Annotated in this window: 18 protein-coding genes and 1 pseudogene; 6 read left to right on the forward strand and 13 right to left on the reverse strand. The window is 67.6% G+C overall.

Annotated features, from left to right (window positions below; genetic code table 11):
- Window positions 1–108: 108 nt before the first annotated feature.
- Complete coding sequence (locus ACVXZ4_RS09560; protein WP_461794625.1) at window positions 109–969, forward strand: TetR/AcrR family transcriptional regulator; 861 nt, start codon at window positions 109–111, stop codon at window positions 967–969.
- A 177-nt stretch (window positions 970–1,146) separates the two neighbouring features.
- Here the strand turns inward: ACVXZ4_RS09560 and ACVXZ4_RS09565 are convergent, their stop codons facing one another.
- From ACVXZ4_RS09565 to ACVXZ4_RS09595, 7 genes are all read right to left on the reverse strand, one after another.
- Entirely contained in the window at window positions 1,147–1,902 is a 756-nt protein-coding gene (locus ACVXZ4_RS09565) for an FAD:protein FMN transferase (protein WP_461794626.1), read from the reverse strand.
- Window positions 1,903–1,906: 4 nt separating this feature from the next.
- Window positions 1,907–2,401, reverse strand: coding sequence for an FMN-binding protein (locus ACVXZ4_RS09570; protein WP_461794627.1), 495 nt, complete (start codon window positions 2,399–2,401; stop codon window positions 1,907–1,909).
- Window positions 2,398–3,819 carry a ferredoxin reductase family protein gene (locus ACVXZ4_RS09575; protein WP_461794628.1) on the reverse strand — a complete coding sequence of 474 codons (1,422 nt, stop codon included), beginning with the start codon at window positions 3,817–3,819 and terminating at the stop codon, window positions 2,398–2,400. Before ACVXZ4_RS09575 ends, ACVXZ4_RS09570 begins: the two co-directional genes overlap by 4 nt.
- Window positions 3,820–3,884: 65 nt before the next feature.
- On the reverse strand, window positions 3,885–5,234 hold the full coding sequence (locus ACVXZ4_RS09580; RefSeq protein WP_461797952.1) for a sensor histidine kinase: 1,350 nt from the start codon (window positions 5,232–5,234) through the stop codon (window positions 3,885–3,887).
- A gap of 2 nt (window positions 5,235–5,236) precedes the next feature.
- The gene (locus tag ACVXZ4_RS09585) at window positions 5,237–5,881 is read right to left on the reverse strand and encodes a response regulator transcription factor (protein ID WP_461794629.1); all 645 of its coding nucleotides are present in this window, start codon (window positions 5,879–5,881) and stop codon (window positions 5,237–5,239) included.
- 52 nt (window positions 5,882–5,933) lie between these two features.
- Window positions 5,934–6,662: a VIT1/CCC1 transporter family protein gene (locus ACVXZ4_RS09590; RefSeq protein ID WP_461794630.1), complete on the reverse strand. Its 729-nt coding sequence runs from the start codon at window positions 6,660–6,662 to the stop codon at window positions 5,934–5,936.
- 51 nt (window positions 6,663–6,713) lie between these two features.
- Window positions 6,714–7,985, reverse strand: a complete 1,272-nt coding sequence (locus ACVXZ4_RS09595; RefSeq protein ID WP_461794631.1) for an APC family permease — start codon at window positions 7,983–7,985, stop codon at window positions 6,714–6,716.
- 282 nt (window positions 7,986–8,267) lie between these two features.
- On the opposite strand from ACVXZ4_RS09595, the pseudogene ACVXZ4_RS09600 reads away from it, so the two are divergent.
- From ACVXZ4_RS09600 to mgtA, 5 genes and pseudogenes are all read left to right on the forward strand, one after another.
- Window positions 8,268–8,777, forward strand: a pseudogene (locus ACVXZ4_RS09600) (alkaline phosphatase family protein); the annotation flags it as partial.
- 64 nt (window positions 8,778–8,841) lie between these two features.
- The gene (locus tag ACVXZ4_RS09605; RefSeq protein ID WP_461794632.1) at window positions 8,842–9,612 is read left to right on the forward strand and encodes an alkaline phosphatase family protein; all 771 of its coding nucleotides are present in this window, start codon (window positions 8,842–8,844) and stop codon (window positions 9,610–9,612) included.
- A 26-nt stretch (window positions 9,613–9,638) separates the two neighbouring features.
- Complete coding sequence (locus ACVXZ4_RS09610) at window positions 9,639–10,415, forward strand: ABC transporter permease (protein ID WP_461797953.1); 777 nt, start codon at window positions 9,639–9,641, stop codon at window positions 10,413–10,415.
- Window positions 10,416–10,456: 41 nt separating this feature from the next.
- On the forward strand, window positions 10,457–11,002 hold the full coding sequence (locus ACVXZ4_RS09615) for a universal stress protein (RefSeq protein WP_461794633.1): 546 nt from the start codon (window positions 10,457–10,459) through the stop codon (window positions 11,000–11,002).
- Window positions 11,003–11,191: 189 nt separating this feature from the next.
- Window positions 11,192–13,624, forward strand: coding sequence for a magnesium-translocating P-type ATPase (gene mgtA / locus ACVXZ4_RS09620; protein ID WP_461794634.1), 2,433 nt, complete (start codon window positions 11,192–11,194; stop codon window positions 13,622–13,624).
- A gap of 24 nt (window positions 13,625–13,648) precedes the next feature.
- Here mgtA and ACVXZ4_RS09625 read toward each other — a convergent pair whose 3' ends face one another.
- From ACVXZ4_RS09625 to ACVXZ4_RS09650, 6 genes are read right to left on the reverse strand one after another with little or no spacing between them, the layout of a single operon-like run.
- Window positions 13,649–14,092, reverse strand: a complete 444-nt coding sequence (locus tag ACVXZ4_RS09625; protein ID WP_461794635.1) for a pyridoxamine 5'-phosphate oxidase family protein — start codon at window positions 14,090–14,092, stop codon at window positions 13,649–13,651.
- 40 nt (window positions 14,093–14,132) lie between these two features.
- The gene (cydC, locus tag ACVXZ4_RS09630; protein WP_461794636.1) at window positions 14,133–15,842 is read right to left on the reverse strand and encodes a thiol reductant ABC exporter subunit CydC; all 1,710 of its coding nucleotides are present in this window, start codon (window positions 15,840–15,842) and stop codon (window positions 14,133–14,135) included.
- Window positions 15,835–17,472, reverse strand: coding sequence for a thiol reductant ABC exporter subunit CydD (gene cydD / locus ACVXZ4_RS09635; RefSeq protein WP_461794637.1), 1,638 nt, complete (start codon window positions 17,470–17,472; stop codon window positions 15,835–15,837). Before cydD ends, cydC begins: the two co-directional genes overlap by 8 nt.
- A 4-nt stretch (window positions 17,473–17,476) precedes the next feature.
- Window positions 17,477–18,511 (reverse strand): cytochrome d ubiquinol oxidase subunit II, encoded by a 1,035-nt coding sequence (gene cydB / locus ACVXZ4_RS09640; protein ID WP_461794638.1) that lies wholly within the window; start codon window positions 18,509–18,511, stop codon window positions 17,477–17,479.
- 9 nt (window positions 18,512–18,520) lie between these two features.
- Window positions 18,521–19,930 carry a cytochrome ubiquinol oxidase subunit I gene (locus tag ACVXZ4_RS09645; protein WP_461794639.1) on the reverse strand — a complete coding sequence of 470 codons (1,410 nt, stop codon included), beginning with the start codon at window positions 19,928–19,930 and terminating at the stop codon, window positions 18,521–18,523.
- Window positions 19,927–20,838, reverse strand: coding sequence for a universal stress protein (locus tag ACVXZ4_RS09650; RefSeq protein WP_461794640.1), 912 nt, complete (start codon window positions 20,836–20,838; stop codon window positions 19,927–19,929). The genes ACVXZ4_RS09645 and ACVXZ4_RS09650 overlap by 4 nt, the downstream gene beginning before the upstream one ends.
- Window positions 20,839–21,002 lie beyond the last annotated feature (164 nt).

A 21,002-nucleotide genomic window follows, 5' to 3' on the forward strand; every position in this document is an offset into this window, starting at 1 on the left:
GGACGAGTACCGATCGTGCTGATTGTCAAGGTCTATTGTTTCATATCCTGAATGGCTTCTACTTTGAAGCACCCGAATCAGCTGCCGCACCAGACCGAGAGGAACGGGATGTTCCCTTCCGATGACACCGCATCCACCGCCCGCACCGATGGCCAGGTCCTCGCCGGCGCACTACCCGATGTCGCGTTGAGCACCTCGTTGCGCGAACGGCTCACCGAAGCGGCCTACCCGCTCTTCTCCCGGCGTGGCATCCGGGATGTGACGCTTGAAGAGATCGAACGAGCGGCAGGAGTCGCGGCCGAACATCATGGGCTCGTCTACGCCTCGCGGGACGACGCCGCAGTCGATTTCCTCGCTCGTCGCGAGCGCGACTGGACCATCGGCACCATCGAGGCGGGCGCCCGCGAGAGGGGGGCGACACCCCAGGAACGGCTGCTCGCGATCTTCGACGTGTTCGATGACTGGTTCCAGCGCGACGATTTCGAGGCCTGTTCGTTCATCAACGTGTTGATCGAGATGGGGGCAGCCCACCCGCTCGGCCAGGCGAGCATCGAGTATCTCGTGCACATCCGCCAGATCGTGACCACGCTCGCAGAAGAGGCGGGTCTTCGCGATCCCGCCGAATTCGCCCGCTCCTGGCACATCCTGATGAAGGGCTCGATCATCTCCGCGACCGAGGGAGACGGCAAGGCCGCGCGTCGCGCACAGGCCATGGCCCGCGCGCTGATCAGTGAGCACGGCGGACAGCGGGAGCCCGTGGACGGAATCGGTTTCGAGCACCGGGGACTGGCGCACGACGAGACGGTCGCGGACTGGACGGAATGGGATGACCTGCTCGGGCGGCGCGGCGCGGTGCAGGCCGACATTGTCGCGGTGTCGGCGACCATCACGCCCGTGCCGGTCCCGCCGGGCTCGGGCCGCCCCGCGGACTTCGGCGATCAGCTCGGCTACGAATTCGACCTGCTCTGATCCCTTGGCGAAATGTGCCGGGTGGCCTCCCGCTCCTGCCACCGGAGGGGGATGCTGGAGGCCATCCCGAACGGCCTCCAGCGGCGCCGCCCAAGGCACTCCCGTCATCATAGTTGACTTGGCTTAGCTATCTAGCCACACGATCTGTGAGGTATTGGCTCAGTCGCGTCGTGCATCTCAGGCCCTGCCGAGAGCGGCGGTGAGGCCCGGGGTCGCCGAAAGCGAGCCGTCCCTCGCCACCGTGAGCACGTCGATCGACCATCGTTCCGCCAGGGATGCCAGGGCGTTCGGTCCTCCCGCGATGATCGCGGTGGCGAGCACATCCGCAGTCTCGATGTCGTCGGCGACGACGGTGGCCTGGAGGTAGGTGCGGTCGATCGCGGTGGCCATCCAGATGTGATCTCCGCGTTCAGCACTTCCCGAGGTCGCGACGGCGCGACGGCTCCCCTCCACCGGAATGGAGAAGAGCAGGGCGGAACGGTCAGCAGGATCGACCACACCGACCCGCCAGGCCGAGCCATCCGACTGGTTACCGGCGCAGAGCACATCGCCCCCGGCATTGAGGCACCAGTTCGAGTACCCGGCATCGAGGAGCTCATCGGCTGCAGCCTGCATCGCCAACGCCTTGACGGTGCCGTTGAGATCGATGACTCCGTCGGGGCGGTGCGGGGTGAAGGCGCCTCCGGTATCGTCCCGCCAGCGAAGGGCGGCGGCGTAGGTCGCTCTCAACTCGTCGCTCGACGCGGTAAGCGCCAGGTCACCCCGAGCGACCCGGGAGAGTTCCGAGTCGGGCCGATACAGGCTGTACCGGTGGTCGAGGGCGGCGAACTGGCGCTCAACCGCGGCCAGGGCATCGACCGCGCCACGGTCCGAGGCGTCGGCCAGAGCGAGGGACACGACGGTGCCCATCGCTTCGAAGACGTCGATGGTCACGAAGTCAGATACCGGCCTGGTCGAGGGCGGACTGCAGCGAGGTGAGGTACGCATCGCTGGTGTAGGTCGCACCCCCGACTGTCGAGACTTGCGCTGACTGGGATTTGAGCACTTCCGACCGCAGGATGGGCGCCGCATAGTTGCTGATCTGCACCGAACGACCGCCGTCATCAGTGAGATGCAGGGCCTTCACATCAGTGATCTTGCCGGCGGACACCACCACTTGCACCTGCACGCTGCCGAAACGGGTGTCGACGCTCGAACCAGTGAAGCTGCCGCTGGCCGCGGTCTTCGCGGGAGTCGCTGCGCTCGATGCGGCCGGCGCCGGTGTGGTGGAGGAGGGAGTGCCGGTTCCGGTCGATGTGGTGCTGGTACCTGAGCTCGTTGTGGAGCTCGCGGTCGTGTTGGCGGCCGTGACTGCGGCGGAGCCGGCTTGCCAGCCGACGACGAGGATGGCGACGGAGGCGAAGATGCCGCTGAGGGTTGCGCGTGTTCTCACCAGTCGAACCTTTCTGTGTGGAGCTGATGCTCAGGGATTCCGGCGCGGCGCGCGTCGCGCTCGACGAGGTCGAGCCACGCGGTCGGACCGCAGATATAGAGGTCGGAGTCTTTCAGGTCGGGGAAGACGCTGCCCAGGGTGACTCCGCGGGAGGCATCCGCCTGCGGCATCCAGCCCGGCCCCTGCGTCGCCCGTCTGCCGACCATCGTGTAGAGGCGTGCACCCTTCTTGCTGGCGAGTTCGGAGATCTCGTTCCAGAGGTAGGTCTCGTCCTGGGTAGACGCCCGCAGCAGGATCGTCGTCTCGCCAGGCCTCACTCGGGAGTCTTCGAGGAACGCGCGCACCGGGGTGATGCCGATGCCGGCGACCACGATGGCGAGCTTCGGAGCCGTGCGTCCCGCATCCGTGAACATGCCGTAGGGGCCTTCGAACGATACGCGGGTGCCCGGTCGCACAGAGCTGATGGCGCTGCTTCCAGTGCCGAGGTCCCGCACCGTGATGCGGGCGGTCTTCTCGGTGGGAACCGCCGAGAGCGAGATCGGGTGCGAGTGCCACCAGGTGCGTCCGGTCCAGAAGCGCCAGACGAAGAACTGGCCACCGGCGGATTCGAGCGAGCGAAGGTTGCGGCCGGAGAGATGGATCGACACGACGCCCGGCGCGACGTTCTCGACCGTCTCGACGCGCATGCGGTGACGGATGGTCGAGATCACGGGTTCGGCGAAACGGTAGGTGGCGATCGATCCGAAAGCGAGCACGTACAGCGCGATCCAGTAGACCCGCTCGACGGATCCAGCCGCGAGGATGCCGCCGACGCTGAGCTGGTGGGGAACCGCCACGAGCACCGCGATGTAGCTCAGCATGTGCACGATGTGCCAGCCCTCGTAGCTGAACTTCTTCCGCACCGCGACGAGGGAGGTGATGACCACGACGACAAGCAGCCCAAGGCCGATGAACGCGAGGGGCATGTCGGGGATCGCGAGCATCGGCCCGATCTCGGCGATGAAGTTGATGCCGGAACTCAGCCCATACCCCACGAGAAGCAGCAGGCCGTGTGCGAGCAGCAGGTACAGGGCCGGCTTGCCGAGGGATCGATGGACGGCGATCGCCCGATCGTGGCCGACAGTGCGATCGATGACCGGGATGCGGGCCGCGAGCACGATCATCACGAGGATGAAGTCGGTACCGATGAGTCCGGTGATGATGCCGAGACTGGTGACGGCATCCGCCACCGATCCGAATTTCGCCGCGCCACCGGCCGCGAGGAAGAGGGCTGCCGCAGCTGCTCCCGAGGCCCAGAGAGCTGTGACGAGCACGTCGGCGATGCGCGCACGATGACGGTATTGCTTGCGCCGATCCGGCGCCGCAACCCGCGTCCGCCCCGGTGCAACCGGGGGACGGGAGGTGGTGTTCGCTGACATGTCTACAGCTTCTGGCGGTTTGCTATGCGCTTGCCGTGAACGGGACAAGACTCCCGCGTGAGTTCTCACATCTTGGGGATCGACACTGTCGCGGCCAGTCCGGAGCCGGTGTTCTCGAGCGAGACGGTGCCGCCGGCGGCCGTGGCGATGGCCTGCACGAGCGCAAGTCCGAGGCCGCTTCCGCCGGTGCTCGCCGTGCGGGAGTCGTCGGGTCGCGAGAACCGATCGAACGCGTGGGGGAGGAAGCCCTCCGGCATGCCGGGGCCGGTGTCGGTGATCCGCAATACGAGTGTCCCGGCATCCTGTGTGAGGTCGGCATCCACCGATCCCTCGGCGGCGATCGCCGCGAGGCTGTTCGCGAGAAGGTTGTCGGCCAGCCTGGCGAAACTCTCCGCGCTGAGGGCGAAACGCGCGCGGGCATCGAGGGGGGAGACGGTGAATCCCACCTCGGCTCCCTTCTCCAGCCCGATCAGTCGGGCCCGGTCGATGCTGCCCATCAGTTCGGAGACGAGCTCGTCGGCGGAACTCGGGCGAACGGGTGTGGGGTGAGAATCGAGTCGGGAGAGTTCGAGCAGGTTAGTGGCGAGCGACGAGAGGCGCGCGACAGAGGTCTCCGCAGCGATGACCTGGGCGCCGAGGGCGGCGGCATCGCCGAAGTCGTCATGGGCCAGCTCGAGCTGGGTCTTCAGCGCCGAGAGCGGCGTGCGCAGCTCATGGGCGGCATCCGACACCACCTGTTTCTCCCGCGCGCTCGACGCCCGCACCCGGCCGAGGAAGGCATTGAGCGTCGTGGCGAGCTCAGAGAGTTCGTCTCGTGCCCGGCCGACCGGAAGCACCGCTGTCGAGTCCATCCCGAGGGACTCGGCCTTCTGCCGCATCCGTCGCACCGGTCCGAGCGCGGCGGAGGCCAGCAACCACGAGGCGAACCCGAAGGCTGCGAGCAGCGCAATGCCACCGATGACGAACGCCGTGTCGAGGCTCCGCATGGCGAGCTGGCTCGAGGCGGTGCTGCGTGCGGCCCACAGTGACCACTCGCCCGTCTTCGTCTCGACGAGCCTGCCGACCACGACGAAAGAGGTGCCGTCTTCGCCGGACGTGAAGGTCTCGTCACGACCGTCCCGGCGCTCGACGGTCTCACGGATGTCGTGGGGGAGGGTGTCGAGCTTCACCTGGCCGTTCGGATCTCTCACGAAGACGAGCAGGCCCTTGCCGGAGTCATCCACGAGTCCCGAGGGATCGGCGACGATCTCGGCCGCATAGGAGTCGAGGTCGGCGCGGGCGAGGGAGGCATCGGATGCGGACAGGATCGAAACGACCTGCGCGTGCGCCGCGAACAGGGCGATCGCGAAGATCACCGCCGCGACGAGCACGCTGCCGATGGTGATCCGCGCACGGATGGTGAGGCTCTGCAGCACGGTCAACCACCGTCCGCGACGAGGGAATAGCCGGATCCGCGCACGGTGACGATGGTGATGCCCGCCTCCACCGGGTCGAGCTTGCGTCGCAGATACCGCACGTACTGGTCGACGATCGTGGGGTCGATATGACGGGTGGTGCCCCAGACCTCCTGCAGGATGTCGGTGCGGGAGACGGTCTCGCCCTGGCGGGACACGAGGTACCGCAACAGCGAGAACTCCTTCGTGCTGAGGGGCAGCGGCCGGTCGTCGATGGAGGCCCTGACGGCTGCGGTGTCGAGCGAGAGCGCCCCCAGTCGCAGCACGGGTTTGGGCGTCGAGGCGTCTCTTCTCACGAGGGCACGGATGCGGGCGCTGAACTCCGCGAAAGCGAACGGTTTGGTGAGATAGTCGTCCGCGCCCGAATCGAGGCCGAAGACCCGGTCTTCGATGGCATCCCGGGCGGTGATGAGCAGCACCGGCAGGGTGCTGCCATGCTGGCGGAGGTGCCGACACACCTCGAAACCTGTCATCTCGGGCATCATCACATCGATCGCTGCGGCCGCGAAATCCTCGTTGGCGGCCGCGATGAGCGCTTCCATCCCATTGGACACCAGCGTGATGTCGTAGCCCTCGCCGGTGAGCCCGCGCTCGATGAGGGCGCCCATCGCCTCGTCATCCTCGACAACGAGGATCCGGGCCCGGGCGACGCGCGACGGGCTAGACAACGCCGGTCGTGCCGAGAAGCGCGCCGATGGTGAACGTCGCCACGAGCGCGAGCGCACCGCCGATGACGACGCGGGCCGCTGCCCGCACGCGGCCGGCGCCCCCGAGGTGGGCGCTGATCAGGCCCGTGGCGGCGAGCGCCAGTAGCACCACGATGAATGTCACGGGCACGCGAAGGTTCTGCGGCGGCAGCAGGATCGCGAGCAACGGGATGATGCCGCCGACCAGGAAAGCGGCGGCCGAGGCGAAGGTGGCGTGCCAGGGGCTCACCACATCGTCCTGGTCGATGTTCAGCTCGATGGACAGGTGAGCGGCAAGCGCATCATGCGCGGTGAGCTCCGTTGCGACGGTGAGTGCGGTCTCCTTGCTCAGCCCCTTCGCCTGATACAGCCCTGCAAGCTCGGCCAGCTCTTCATCGGGTGTCTCCTCGAGCTCGCGGCGCTCCTTCTCGATCAGGGCGTGCTCGCTGTCGCGCTGGCCGCTCACTGAGACATACTCTCCGAGAGCCATCGAGATCGCTCCGCCGACGAGGGCGGCGAGACCAGCGGTGAGGATGGGGGCGGTCGCCGTGGTCGCACCGGCGACTCCGACACCGATCGCCGCGACTGACACGATTCCGTCGTTCGCTCCGAGAACGCCGGCGCGCAGCCAATTGAGGCGCTGAGCGACGCCGCCCATGTGAGGTTCGGCAGCCTGCTGGTTCGGGGCGATCTCACTGGTCATGCCCCTATGCAACCCTCTTTGTTCCGCGATTTCCACGAAGGGAAGGCTCTCCTACACCTCCGTGCGGCGCGCCTTCCGTCGCCGCAGAGCGATCACGACGACCCGTCCCACGACCCCGACGGCGACCACTCCGATCCCGATGATGATCCCGCTCGGGGGGAGGGTGACTACCAGGACGAAGCACCCCACCGCTCCGAGCATCTGCACCGCTCGCGGGAATCGGCGGTGCGCGCGGCTCTGGGTGAATGCCGCGAGATTGGCGACGAAGTAGTACAACAGCACGCCGAACGAGGAGAACGCGATGGCACCACGCACGTCGACGACGAGAAGGATTGCGCACACCACCACGGCGAGCGCCACCTCTGCGCGATGGGGCACACCGAATCGTGGATGGATCACGGCCAGCGATCTCGGCAGATCGCCCTCCCGAGCCATCGCGAGCACGGTGCGCCCGATGCCGGCGATGAGCCCGAGCAGGGCCCCGAGCGACGCGGCAGCGGCGCCGATCACCACAAGAGGAGCCGCCCATTTCCAGCCACTCGCACCGATGACCCCGGACAGCGCAGCCGGCGTCATGCCGAGCCCCACAGCTCCCAGGGAACCGAGCACGACCACGGCGATGACCGCGTAGACCGCGACGGCGATCGACAGCGCGATGACGATGGCCCGGGGAATAGTTCGCCGGGGGTCGCGCACTTCTTCGCCCATCGTCGCGATTCGCGCGTAACCGGCGAAAGCGAAGAAGAGAATTCCTGCGGACTGGAGCACGCCGTACCATCCGTGGCTCGCGACGTCTCCGATCGGATCGACGCCCAGGCGCGGCGAGGAGACTCCGGCGGCCACGACGACGGCGAGCACCACGAGTACGAAGACCACCAGCACACGGATGAGCGTGGCGGTGCGGGTCACGCCGCGATAGTTGACCGCGGCGAGCAGCACCACCGCCGCGATCGCCGTCGGGCGCTGCCACGCGGCCGGCACCGCGTACGCCGCGAAGGTGAGGGCCATAGCCGCACTCGACGCGGTCTTGCCGATCACGAAGCTCCAGCCGGCAAAGAATCCCCACCACGGTCCGAGCTGCTCGCGCCCATACACGTAGGTGCCGCCGGAGGTGGGGTAGGCCGCCGCGAGCTGGGCCGAGGAAGTGGCGTTGCAGAACGCCACGACAGCGGCGACGACCAGTCCCACCAGGAGCCCGCTCCCCGCCGCTCGCGCGGCCGGTGTGAAAGCGGCGAAGACGCCCGCGCCGATCATCGAGCCGAGGCCGATGAACACCGCGTCCCCGAGGCCCAGTCGGCGAACGAGGGAAGCGGGGAAAGTCACGGGCGCACTGTACGGCATGACGGTGAACGCGAAGTGGCGCGAGTCGTGTGGGATAGATTCTCCCTCACGATGGACGACGACACCTCCCCGGATGAGTGCGCGCCCGGCTCGAGCGAGCCGAAGTCGCCGGCCCGGCGTCGTTTCCTTCGCCGTGCCGCGTGGGGTGCGGCGGGCGTAGTGGCCGGCGTCGGGGGAACGGCGGCGGTGCAATCCGTGATCCGGTCGTCGACGACGCTGCCCGAGCGGCCCGAAGGGCCAGGCTTCGATCATCTCGTCGTGCTGATGTTCGAGAACCGCTCGTTCGACAACGTCCTCGGTTATCTCTACTCCGCCGCCGGCACACCGGTGCCCGCTGGCCAAAGGTTCGACGGTCTCGACGGCGGAGACTACGCGAACACCGCACCGGACGGCAGCAGGGTTGGCGCGCACCCCTACACCGGTTCCACGGACACCATAATGTCCAGCCCCTCGCCGAATGCGGGCGAAGAGTACCCCCGCATCAACACCCAATTGTTCGGTGTCGTCGACCCACCGGGAAACGCCTCGATAGCGGCGGATGCGATGGCGCCCCCGTACAACGCCCCAGCCGAGGGCGCTGCTGCGACGATGTCCGGGTTCGTCGTCGACTACATCAACAACTACCGGTTCCACAGCGCTGGCGCCGAGCCGACTCCTGAGCAGTACCGCGTCATCATGGGCGGCTACACCCCAGCCATGGTGCCGGTATTCTCCACCCTTGCCCGGCATTTCGCCGTCTACGACCACTGGCACTGCGCGGTGCCGTCGCAGACCTTCGCCAACCGATCGTTCTTCCACGCGTCAACCTCGCACGGGTTCACGCTCAACAAGGGCGCGGGTGGGTTCGCGAAGTGGATCGACCCGACGCTCAACGCTGCCCGCCTACGCCTTCATCGAGCCGCGCACGATCTACAACCACAACGACATGCACCCGCCGATCGGCAATCTCACAGTCGCCGAAGTCGACGGCCAGGTGATCTCCGGGGGAGCGGTCTCCGATGTGCGGGCCGGAGAGCAACTGCTCCACGAGGTGTACACGTCGATTCGCACAAGCGCCGTCAAAGACGGTTCCCACGCCCTGAACACGATGCTGCTCGTCACGTTCGACGAGACCGGCGGAACGTTCGACCACGTACCCCCACCCGCGGCTGCGGCACCCGGCCCTCCCGGTGAGCTCGACTTCGGATTCGATCGGCTCGGTGTGCGCGTGCCGACGATCGCAATCTCCGCCTACACCCCCAGCGGTGCGGTCCTCAACGAGCAGATGCACCACGGTGCGGTCATCCGCACACTGTGCAACCAGTACGACCTGCCGCACCTGACGAGCCGCGACCGCAATGCGAGGTCGCTCGCGGGAGCGGTCACTCTGACGTCGGCACGAAATCCGGCGACCTGGCCCGTCACAACCGCGCACTACGTGCCTCCGAACCCCGAGGCGGATGCCCCGGCACCGACGGCGGACAACGACTCGGCGTTGAGCCCTCCCGCTGTCGCTCTCCTCAGCCTGTTGCTGGCGAAGTACGGTCAACCGGGTGATCCGTTGCCGAAGACTTACAGTGATGCCTACGAGCTGCTCGAAAAACGCGGCCGCCGGCTTTTCGGCGCCTAAATGTCCAGACAAGGAGGAAGGTGCCCATGACCCCTGTCGTCACGATCATCGCCCTCGTATTGCTCGCCGCCATCACCCTGGCGGTTGTGCTCGCCCTGCGGCTCGAGAATCCCTGGCTTCAGCCGTGGGCGATACTCCGGGCCGTCGTGCAGCTCGGCATCCTCAGCCTGATCCTCGGCGGCGTGATCAGCAGTCGTTGGTGGGTGGCCGTGTTCCTCGCGGTGATGGTCGCAGCGGCGACCTGGGTGATCTACCGGCGACTGCGGGTGCCGGCGCGCTACCTCCTGCCCATCGCCGCAACGGTGGTCGTGGCATCCGCGATCCCCCTCGTGGTCGTCTTCTCCACCGGAGCGGTGGCGTTCAGCCCGCGGTACCTTCTCGCCCTCGGGGGAATCGTCGTCGGCAACACGATGACGGTCTGCACGCTGATGGGTCGCTCTCTCGGATCGCTCTACCTGTCCCAACGCGACGAGATGGAGGCCTGGTTGTCGTTGGGCGCCACCGCTCGCCGATCCGCCCTGCGAGCCGTGCGGTCCGCTGCCTCGACGGCGCTCATCCCGTCGACCGACCAGACTCGCACGACGGGCATCGTCACGCTCCCCGGCGCTTTCGTCGGAGCCGTGTTCGCCGGGGCATCGCCGATCCAGGCGGCCCAGTTCCAAGTGGTCGTTCTCGCGGCTATCCTCGCCGCTGGCGCGCTGACCGCCGCGTCGTTCACCGGAGTCTTCGGGGCGCCGGCGGTGCTGCCGCTGGACGAGCGTCCACTCGGTGGTCGCCGAACACCCTCGACGAATCGGGCCTAAGGTCCCTAGGCGCGGGGGCCACCCTGGCGTGAACTGGTGTCATGCAACCGATCAGCGACACCGCCGCCACTCAGCCCTCCCACTTCGTGGCCGATCCCGATGGCGCCCGCTATGAGTCGGACGTTCTCCAGCGTCACAGCCCGGATGCGGCCGCCGCGCCGACAGCCGTGTCTGCCCGCGTCGGGCGCATCGTCGTGGGCGTCGACGGCTCTTCGGCGTCCCTCCGTGCCCTTGCCAAGGCGCTGGACCTCGCGGGCTCGCTGAACACCGGGCTCGAGGTGGTCACCACCTGGAAATATTTCACCGAGTACAACGACATCGGCGTCACCAACTGGTCACCGGAAAAGGATGCGAAAGAGATCCTCAGCGAGGCCCTCGCTCATCAGTTCGGCACCTCGGTCCCCCCGTGGGTGACCACGGGATCCGCGGAAGGCAGCCCCTCACAGCGCCTCATCGACGCCAGCGAAGGAGCGGAGATGCTGGTGGTGGGCAGCCGCGGCCACGGGGGAGTAGTCGGGCTCCTGCTCGGGTCGGTCAGCTCGGCCTGTGCGGAGAAGGCGCACTGCCCCGTTCTTGTCGTCCACTGATCCCTGGTCTCACCCGGTGACCGAACCCGCGACCCGGTGATCGAGCCCGGCGGCGCAGCCGCGCACTCCGCACTGTGGAGTGCGCCCGTCCCGCGCGTCCGGGAGATCGCGGCGACCCCGCGAACCGAGCCTCTCCCTCCGCGCCGGTTGTCCTGGCCGGCGCTGGCGCTGCGGCAGTTCCTGTCGCCGGTGACACTCATCCTCGTGATGGCCGCGGCGGTCGCGATCGCCGTCGGGGACTCCACCGACGGCATCATCATCGGTGTCATCGTGCTTGCGAGCGCCGGCCTCGGCTTCGCTCAGGAGCTTCGCGCCTCGCGGGACGTGCACCTGCTGCTCGCCAGTGTGTCGTCCACCATCGAAGTGGGACGCGAGGGGGAGACGCTCACCCTGGTGCTCGCCGACGTGCGGGCCGGCGACGAACTGCACCTGTCGGCCGGGGATGTCGTGCCGGGCGATTGCCGCGTCATCTCCGCGCAGAGCCTCGTCGTCGACGAATCCGCGCTCACCGGCGAGGCGATCCCCGTCGACAAGGCGGCGGCGGATTCCCTCGCCCCCGGCACTCCGCTCGCGGGCCGCACCAACTGCGTCTTCCGCGGAACCCATGTGGTGAGCGGCACCGGCGTGGCACTGGTCGTGTACACCGGCCGAGACACCGAGTTCGGGGCGGTCGCCGCGAGGCTGGTGCGTCATCCGGCGCCGACGGCCTTCGAGCACGGGCTCAGCCGATTCGGCATCCTGCTTCTCCAGGTGACGATCGCCCTCACCATCGCGGTCTTCGTGATCAATCTGGTGCTCGGCCGCCCGCTCATCGACGCACTGTTGTTCTCGCTCGCTCTCGCCGTGGGGGTGACGCCTCAGATGCTCCCCGCCATCGTGTCGGTGAGCCTCTCGGCGGGCGCCCGCACGCTCTCGAAGCACCACGTGATCGTGAAGCGGCTGGATGTGATCGAGGATCTCGGCTCCCTCACCGTTCTCTGCACAGACAAGACCGGCACCCTCACGGGAGGGACCGTCGAGTTCTCGAGTGCTCTCGCCCCGGACGGCAGCGCGGATTCCCGGCTCATCGAACTCGCAAGCATCAACGCCGCGCTGCAGAAGGGCTACCGCAACCCGCTCGACGACGCCATCCTGCGGGTGCACCAGCCGGCGCCCGCGACCTCGCTTGGCGAGGTGCCCTACGACTTCGCGCGCAAGCGGCTGTCGGTGGGCGTTCAGCTCGACGGCGTGCCGACACTCCTGGCGAAAGGCTCGGTGGAGTCGGTGCTGTCCGCCTGTCGAAGCGTGCGAGGCGACAGCTCAGACGCCGCCTTCCAGCGGATACGTGACCAGTACCGTTCGCTCGGCACCGACGGATTCCGTGCTATCGGAATCGCGACGCGCCCTCTCGCCGCGGGGGAGGCCATCACCATCACCGCAGAATCCGCCCTCGACTTCACCGGGCTCCTCACCTTCCGCGACGACGTGAAGGACGACGTGAACCTCGAGATCGCCGACCTCTCCGCGCTCGGCGTGCGGGTCGTGATGGTGAGCGGTGACAGCCGGTTCGTGTCGCAGTCGGTGGCATCCCGCATCGGCTTGCGCTCCGGCCTCGTCGTCACCGGTGCCGAGATCGACCGGATGAGTCCCGCCCGGCTGCGTCGGGCCGTGGCCGAGTGCGACGTCTTTGCCGAAGTGGAACCACGCCACAAGGAGGAGATCGTCACCGCACTGAAGGAGGGTCGCCAGACGGTCGGGTTCCTCGGCGACGGCATCAACGACAGTTCGGCCCTGCACGCGGCAGACGTCGGGATCTCCGTCGATGGGGCGACGGATGTCGCTCGCGAAGCCGCCGCGATCGTGCTCACCGAGAAGAGCCTTGCGGTGGTGGCCGACGGCGTGCGCCTGGGGCGCCGCACGTTCGCGAACACCCTCAAGTACGTGCGGTTCGCCTCCAGCTCGAATTTCGGCAACGTCCTCAGCATGGTGATCGCGTCGGCGGTGCTGCCCTTCCTGCCCATGCTGCCGGGGCAGATCCTGTTGCTCAACTTCCTCGCAGACCTCCCGAGCATGCTGCTCTCCCGCGACCGCGTCGATCCGGAGCGTCTCGAACGACCGGGGCGGTGGAGCCTCCGATCCGTCCGCCGGTTCATGATCGTCTTCGGCGCACTCAGCACCATCTTCGACCTTGCCACCTTCGCCCTGCTCATCACCGTCTTCCACGCCACGGAATCCTTGTTCCAGAGCGGGTGGTTCATCGAGTCCGCCCTCACCCAGATGATCGTGCTCATCTCCCTCCGCACCCGGCGTGCATTCTTCCGCAGCCGCCCGGATGCGCTCTTCGGGGCTGCGGTGCTCGGCATCGCCCTTCTCACTCTCGCCATCCCTTTCCTTCCGTTTGCGGGAGCGATCGGGTTCACCGCCCCGCCCGTCGGCATGGTGCTGGTGCTCTTCGGCCTGGCGGCCGTCTACCTCGCAAGCCTCGAGCTCGTGAAGCGAGCACCCTGGTCGGGCTTCGACCGAGGTACCCCGCCCTCGTCCGAGCCGCTTTCCGGGCCTATGCGGTCCGTCCGGGCCGGCACGCCGGCCCGGAGTGTCCGCAACCGCCCGGAATCGCTTGCCGACGCTACGCGGCATCCGTAGCGCGCGAGAGCGCCCGCGCCACCGTCAGTAGCGGTCTGGCTCCGGGCCGCGATCGAAGCGACGCCCACTCAGCTCCGTCGGCTCGATCCGCACGTAGACGTACTTGAGCGTCGGGATCCACGGCGCCAGCGGCAACTGGTCGGCGGCGAAGATCTCCGGCTGGCTTTCGATCACCCGGGCGCGGCCCTTCACGACGACGCTCCAGGCGTCGGTGTCGGTGTAGGAGTCGCTCTCGAATGCCACAAGGGAATTGATCGTGAGCTCGAGCAGCTTCGTGCCCTCTGCGGTGCGGAACAGCACCGTTCGGCCATCGGCGTAGTAGTTGACCGGGAAGATCTCGGGCTGGTTGCCCACACTCACGGCGAGCCGGCCGAATGATGACCCGTCGAGCAGCTGCCAGCATTCGGCCTCGGAAAGCACGTGGACCGCGCCCTCACCCGTCTGTTCGGTTCCGTCTTCAGCGTTCATGATGGTGCTCTTTCCTTTGTCGTGAAGCGGGGCCTTACTTTCAGGCGGTGACCGGCAGGCCGACACGCACGCGCCGGGTGACCAGGTCGTCGGGCACCGGTGTGTGGGAAATCACGATGACGGTGCGCGAATCCTCGCCGGGGCGGTCGACGGCTGCGGTGAGGATGTCGCGCATCAGTCCCGCAGCGCGTTCGGGATCCACATTGGCGGTCGGCTCGTCGAACACGATCACCGGGAAGTCGGCGAGCAGCGCGCGGGCGAGAGCGAGGCGCTGGGCCTGTCCGCCCGAGACGAGAGCCCCGTCGTCGCCGACGCGAGCCGACAGGCCGCCGCGTTCGCGCGCCCAGTCGGCGAGGCCGACCCTGGCGAGCACTGCCATCAGCTGCGCGTCGGTCGCCGAATCGTGGGCGAACAGCAGGTTCTGGCGAATATCCTCATCGAAGAGATAGGGCGATTGCTCGCAGAGTCCGACGACCGAGCGCACCGAGTCAGTGCTGAGATCCCGTGCTTCGACGCCGCCGAGCCGATAGCTGCCGCTGTAGTCGAGAAAGCGAACGAGCACGTGGGCGAGGGTGGTCTTGCCGGAGCCCGATGCTCCCTCGATGACCACACGATCGCCCCGAACCAGGCTGAGGTCGAGACCGCGGAACGCGGCGTCCGGGCTGCCCGGCCAGCGCGCGCCGAGCGATGTCAGTTGGAGTATGGGAGCGCCCGGCGTCGAGGCCATTGCGCGGTGCGGGGCCGCGGTGTCGTCGGGGATCTCCGATGGCACCGTCGCCGGGGTGGCGTCCGCCACCCGGGACGAGCTCGCACGCACCTGCCGGAAGGCACCGAGCGCCAGAGGTGCGCTGGCCACGACTTCGAAGACGGCGAGCGGCACCAGCGCGATCACGGTGAGCGCCGGTCCCTGGAGCCCGTGGCCGAGCGCCGGGATGCCGACAAGGAGCGCACCGACCGAGGCGAGAGTCGCCAGCGCGGAGAGGATGGCGGATGTCGCACCAGCGCCACCGGCCCGGGCGAGGGTCGCGATCCGCAGCGCGCGATCGGCCGATTCGACGTTTGCGGTCCGCTCAGGCACGGCGTCGTAGGCGACGAACAGGTCGAGGTTCGACACGAAGTCGAGCAGCCGGTCGGAGAGCACCCCGCGCAGCGGGGCGATGGCCCGTTCGGCCCGCCCGGCGATCAGGGATTGGACGACGGTAGCAGCGCTGAAGGCGAGAACGAGGGTCACCGCGAGCGTCACGCCCGCAGCGGGGTGCACGATGCTCACGCCGATCACGCTGAGTACGGCCGTCACGGCGGTGACCACCAGGGGTTGCACCACGCGCAACGGAAGGTTCTGCAGTTCGTCCACGTCGCTCACGAGCCGCGTCAGCAGGTCGCCTCGGCCGGCGCCGCCGACGCCGCCCCGCAATCCGTCGGGAGCGAGCGGCACCAGGCGGCGGTAGATGCCCACTCGAAGGGCGGAGAGCTGCCGGAAGGCCGCGTCGTGGCTGGTGAGGCGTTCCACATAGCGGGAAGCGGCCCGAAGAAGTGCGAACGCGCGAACCCCCACGATCGCCGCGCCGAGGAAGAGGATCGGCGGATGCTCCGCCGCGCGCGTGATCAGCCACGCAGAGGTCGCGAGCAGCCCGACCGAGCTGAGGGCGGAGACCACGCCGAAGAACACCCCGGGCACGAATCGGCGAAAGGGAGGTTGGGCGAGCCGGAGCACGGCCGCGGCGGAATCGGAGTCACGGCGGTCAGACATGGACCACGGCCCCCAGCTCGATCACGTCGTCGGCAGCGGAGATGACTGCCAGTCGATGGCTGACCACCAGGACGGTGAAGCCCTCGTCGGCGAGGCTGCGCAGTCCGCGCAACAGCCCTGCTTCAGCATCCGCGTCGAGGGCGGCGCTCGGTTCGTCGAAGGCGAGCACCGGGCACCCTCGGACGAGCCCGCGGTAGATCGCACGGGCGGCCACGACTCGCTCGGCCTGCCCGCCGGAGAGCCCGCTGCCGGTCACCGTCACCGGGCGGCGCGGATCGAGCCGTCCGAGGGCTGCGAGATCGAGGGCGCGGCGCACGATCGTGTCATCCGGCACCGCATCCCCGAGAGTCACGTTCTCGCCGATGGTGCCCTCGAGGAGGGCCGCCCCCTGGCCCGCCCAGGCCGTGAGGGATCGTCGGTGCGCTGTGGAGCCGGCATCGCCGATCTCGATGGTCCCATCGAAGGGTACGAATCCGAGCAGGGCGGCAAGCAGCGACGACTTGCCCGATCCGCTGGGGCCAGCCAAGACAGTCACCCGGCCCGTCCGGATCACCGCGGAGAACCTGTCGACCGCGGTACGGCCGTCGTAGCGCACGCTCACCTCATCGAATCGGAGGTCACACGGGCGAAGGGTGCCCCACGATGCCACAGTCGTCGCGGACTCGGGCGGCAGTGCCTGCGCCGAATCGAGGATGTCGAAGACGTCCTCCACGGCGGCGACCCCATCGGCGGCCGCGTGATAGTTGGCACCCACTTGGCGCAACGGCAGAAAGGCCTCGGGGGCGAGAAGCAGCACGAAGAGTCCGACCGGAAGCGTGAGGCTGCCGTCGATGAGGCGCAGACCGACGGAGACGGCCACCAACGCCACCGACAGGCTGCCGATCAGCTCGAGGGCGAACCCGCTGAGAAATGACAGGCGAAGCACCTTCATCGTCTCGACGCGGTAGTCCTCGGTGAGCGTCGCGATGCGGGCAGCCTGTCGCTGCTGGCGACCGAAGATCTTGAGGGTGGCGAGCCCGGCGACCACATCCAGGAACCGACTCGACAAGTGAGCGAGCACCAACCACTGGCGGCGCTGCACCGCCTGGGTCGCCAGTCCGATCAGGATCATGAAGATGGGGATCAGCGGCAGCGCGACGACCACGAGGATGCCGCTCAGCATGTCCTGGAAGAAGATCGCCACGATCACGAGCGGCGTGGCGATCGCGGTGAGGATGAGCTGCGGCAGGAAGAGCGAGAAGTATCCGTCGAGCGCGTCGAGTGCGGGGCCGGCCGTCGTAACGACATCCACGCGGTTGCGGGTGCTCAGCCAGCCGGGACCTAGCCGGGCGAGGCCGGCGACCAGACGCCGACGCAGCTGGCTCTTCACCACGGCTGCGCCGCGAGCCGATGCAACATCCGTCGCCCAGACCGCGCCCGCCCGCACGATTCCCACGCCGGCGAGGGAGAGGATGCCCGGAGCGAGTTCCCCCAACGTCCGCCCCTCGATCGCCCCCACGATCGCCTGCGAGAGCAGCAAACAGAACGCGAGAGTGCTCGCCGTCCGCACGATCCCCAGCACGACGCCGACTGCGAAGAAGGTGCGGGCGGCGGCCGCATAGTGCAGCAGCCGGGGATCGAGGGGACGCATCGGTTCAGCCGCCGACGACTGTCGCGTCCGCGAGTGGCTGCGTCTCTTCCGGGATCGAGGCGCGGGTGATGCGCTTGCGGAACACCCAGTACGTGTAGGCCTGGTAGGCCAGCACGAACGGCAGCACTGCGAGCGCTACCCACGACATCACCGAGAGCGTATACGGGGTACTCGAGGCGTTCGCGATGGTGAGGCTATTGGCCACATCGTTGCTCGCGGGCATCACATCGGGGAAGAGCGCGGCGAACAGGCTCGCTACGGCTATGGCGATGGTTCCGGCCATCAGGCCGAAGGCATAGCGCTCGCGACCGCGCAGGTTGGCGAAGAACGAGCCGATCAGCAGGACCGCCGCCAGGAGCGCGAGCAGCCAGGAGGCGACCTGGCCGTGAGCGAGGTTCGTCCAGAGCAGGAAGACCGCCGCGACCACGATCGTGAGTGCACCCGACCGCACCGCCAGCTTCTGCGCCCGCAACCGCAGGTCGCCATCCGTCTTCAGCGAGATGAAGACGACACCGTGGGTGAAGAACAACATCAGGGTGGTGAGCCCGCCGAGCAGCGCGTAAGGGTTCAGGAGGTCGAACAGTGTGCCGGTGTAGTTGTGCCCGGAATCGAGCGCGACCCCCTGCACGATGTTCGCGAAGGCGACTCCCCAGAGCAGTGCCGGCACGGCCGATCCGACCACGATCATGCCGTCGAACCACTTCTTCCACCGCGACTCCGGCCGGTGGTGCCGGTACTCGAAGGAGACACCGCGCGCGATCAGCGCGAGCAGGATGAGCAGCAGGGCGAGATAGAACCCACTGAACAGGGTGGCGTACCACTCGGGGAACGCGGCGAATAGAGAGGCGCCTGCGACGATCAGCCAGGTCTCATTGAGGTCCCAGACCGGCCCGATGGTGTTGATCATGACCCGGCGATCGATGTCGTCGCGACCGAGGAACGGGAGCGCCATCCCGACCCCGAAGTCGAAACCGTCGAGCACGAAGTAACCGATGAAGAAGAAGCCGACGATCCAGAACCACAGGATATTGAGATCCATCATTGTCTCCTAGTACACAGTCACGGTTGCGGTGGGGGCGTCGGAGGCGTCGGTGACCGGCGCACCCTCCGGTCCCTTTTGGGCGGCACGCTTGAGCAGTCGGAACTCGACGACCGCGAGGATGCCGTAGATCAGGGTGAACGCGACGATCGAGATCAGCACGTCGAGACCGGTGAGGTTGGGGGAGACCCCGTCCTTGGTCTTCAGCAGGCTGAAGACGATCCAGGGCTGGCGACCCATCTCGGTGAAGATCCAGCCCATGATCATTGCGGCGAGCGGCAGCGGGAAGGCCCAGATCGCGACCCGCCAGACCCACTTGTTCTTCGGGAGACGGCCCTTGCGCAGAAGCCAGAGGCCAGCCACAGAGAACAGCACCGAGAGCATGCCGAGCCCGATCATCCAACGGAACGCCCAGTAAGTGACCCAGACGACCGGCGCATAGTCACCGGGACCGTAGAGCGTGCGGTATTGGGCCTGCAGTTCGTTGATGCCCTCGACCGTGCCCGTCAACGTGTGCGTCGACAGGAACGACAACAGGTAGGGGATGCGTATCGAGAACAGCTCGCTCACCCCGTCGGGCGTTCCGAGGGTGAAGATCGAGAACGAGGCATCCGCCCCGCTCACCGTGTTGTACGCGGCTTCGGCCGCAGCCATCTTCATCGGCTGCGTCTGCACCATCACGAGGCCGAGCTGGTCGCCGGTGAGCACCGTGAGGATGCCCGCACCGATCATCGTCCAGAGTGCGAAGACCATCGCCGGGCGCATCGTGTCGAGATTCTGCTTGCGGGAGAGGTGCCAGGCTGCGATGCAGATCACGAGCGCGGAGGAAACCATGAACGACGCGGCGATCGTGTGGGGGAACGACGCGAGCGAGACCTTGTTGGTGAGCACCGCCCAGATGTCGGTGAGCTCGGCCCGGCCTCGGGCCTCGTTGATGCGGAAGCCGACCGGATTCTGCATGAAGGCGTTCGCCGCAAGGATGAAGTAGGCCGAAAGGATGGTGCCGGCCGCCGTGAGCCAAATCGTGGCGAGGTGGACTCCCTTGGGCAGTTTGTCCCAGCCGAAGATCCAGAGACCGATGAAGGTCGCCTCGAGGAAGAAGGCGAGCAGCCCCTCCATCGCGAGGGGGGCGCCGAAGACGTCCCCGACGAATCGCGAGTAGGTTGACCAGTTCATTCCGAACTGGAACTCCTGCACGATGCCTGTCACCACTCCCATCGCGAAGTTGATGAGGAAGATCTTGCCGAAGAACTGCGTGAGGTGCAGGTACTTCACCTTCGCCGTTCGATACCACGCCGTCTGGAAGACCGCCGTGGTGGTGGCCATGCCGATCGTGATGGGGATGAACAGGAAGTGGTAGATCGTGGTGAGCCCGAACTGCCACTGCGACAGTACGAGGGGACTGAGGATGTCGTTCACTGATGTCTCCGGATCGGTTGGCTAGGGGCTGAGAGTTCGGCGGCTGTGAGGTCGGGCTCGGCGACGGTGTCACCGTGCACGACGAGAGTGGGCCCGGCGATGTTGAGCAGCACGTCATGGCTCACCGGGCCGAGGGCGGACATCTGGGCGCCGTGTCGGCGGGAACTGCCGATCACCAGCAGCTCCGCCGACATCCCGGCATCGACGAGCGCTTCCGCCGCGGGTCGACGCAGGGTGCGGGTGCGTACGAGGAGTGTGTCACTGACGCTGCGGGCCAGAGCCACGGAATCGGAGCCGAGCGTCTCGAGAGCGTCCCGGGCGCGCTGCTCTCCCGCTTCGGCATCCGCACCGGAACCGTGGGGACCCGAGGTCCAGGCGCGCAGCAGCACCAGTTCTTCGTGCACCCGGTGCGCCTCCATCGCGGCGAAACGGATGGCGGCACGTGCGGCATCGGAGTCGTCGACGCCGGCGACGATGCCATGGCGCTCGGTGGTCGATCCCTCAGGGATCACCGCGACCGGGCACCACGCCGTCGCGGCGAGCTGAAGGCTGCGCGAGCCGAAGGCTCGCCCGTGCAGGAAGCCGGTCTTGTGGGTGCCGATCACGACGAGGTCGACCTCCCGGGAAGCGACGCCGAGCTCGACCATCGGATCCCCGAGCAGCACCCTGGTGGTCACGATGACGCTCGAGTCGATCGAGCGGGCAAAGAGCGCTTCTTTCTCCGCGAGTTCGTAAGCGGAGGGATGCAGTTCGGAGATCGACTGCTCGCCGACCATTCCCCACTCGTCATCGACGACATGCACGAGCGTCACTCGGGATTTGAGCCTCACGGCGCGCCCGACCGCCCAGCGGATCGCCGCGTGGCATGCCGAAGTCCCGTCGACGCCGACCAGGATCATTCCGTTCATCACGCTGCCCCTACTTCCCTGTCTTTCCCAGCATGGAGCGGTGCCCGGTGACCCGAGGGGCCTAAAGTCCCGCCTTCCCTGAACGCTCGCGCATGCTCAGGCGCTACGCTCTTGCGTGCCGGCAGTCACGTCGATTCGGATCGAATCGGGTGGCCGCGATCAGT

The sequence above is a fragment of the Lacisediminihabitans sp. FW035 genome (assembly GCF_054880895.1).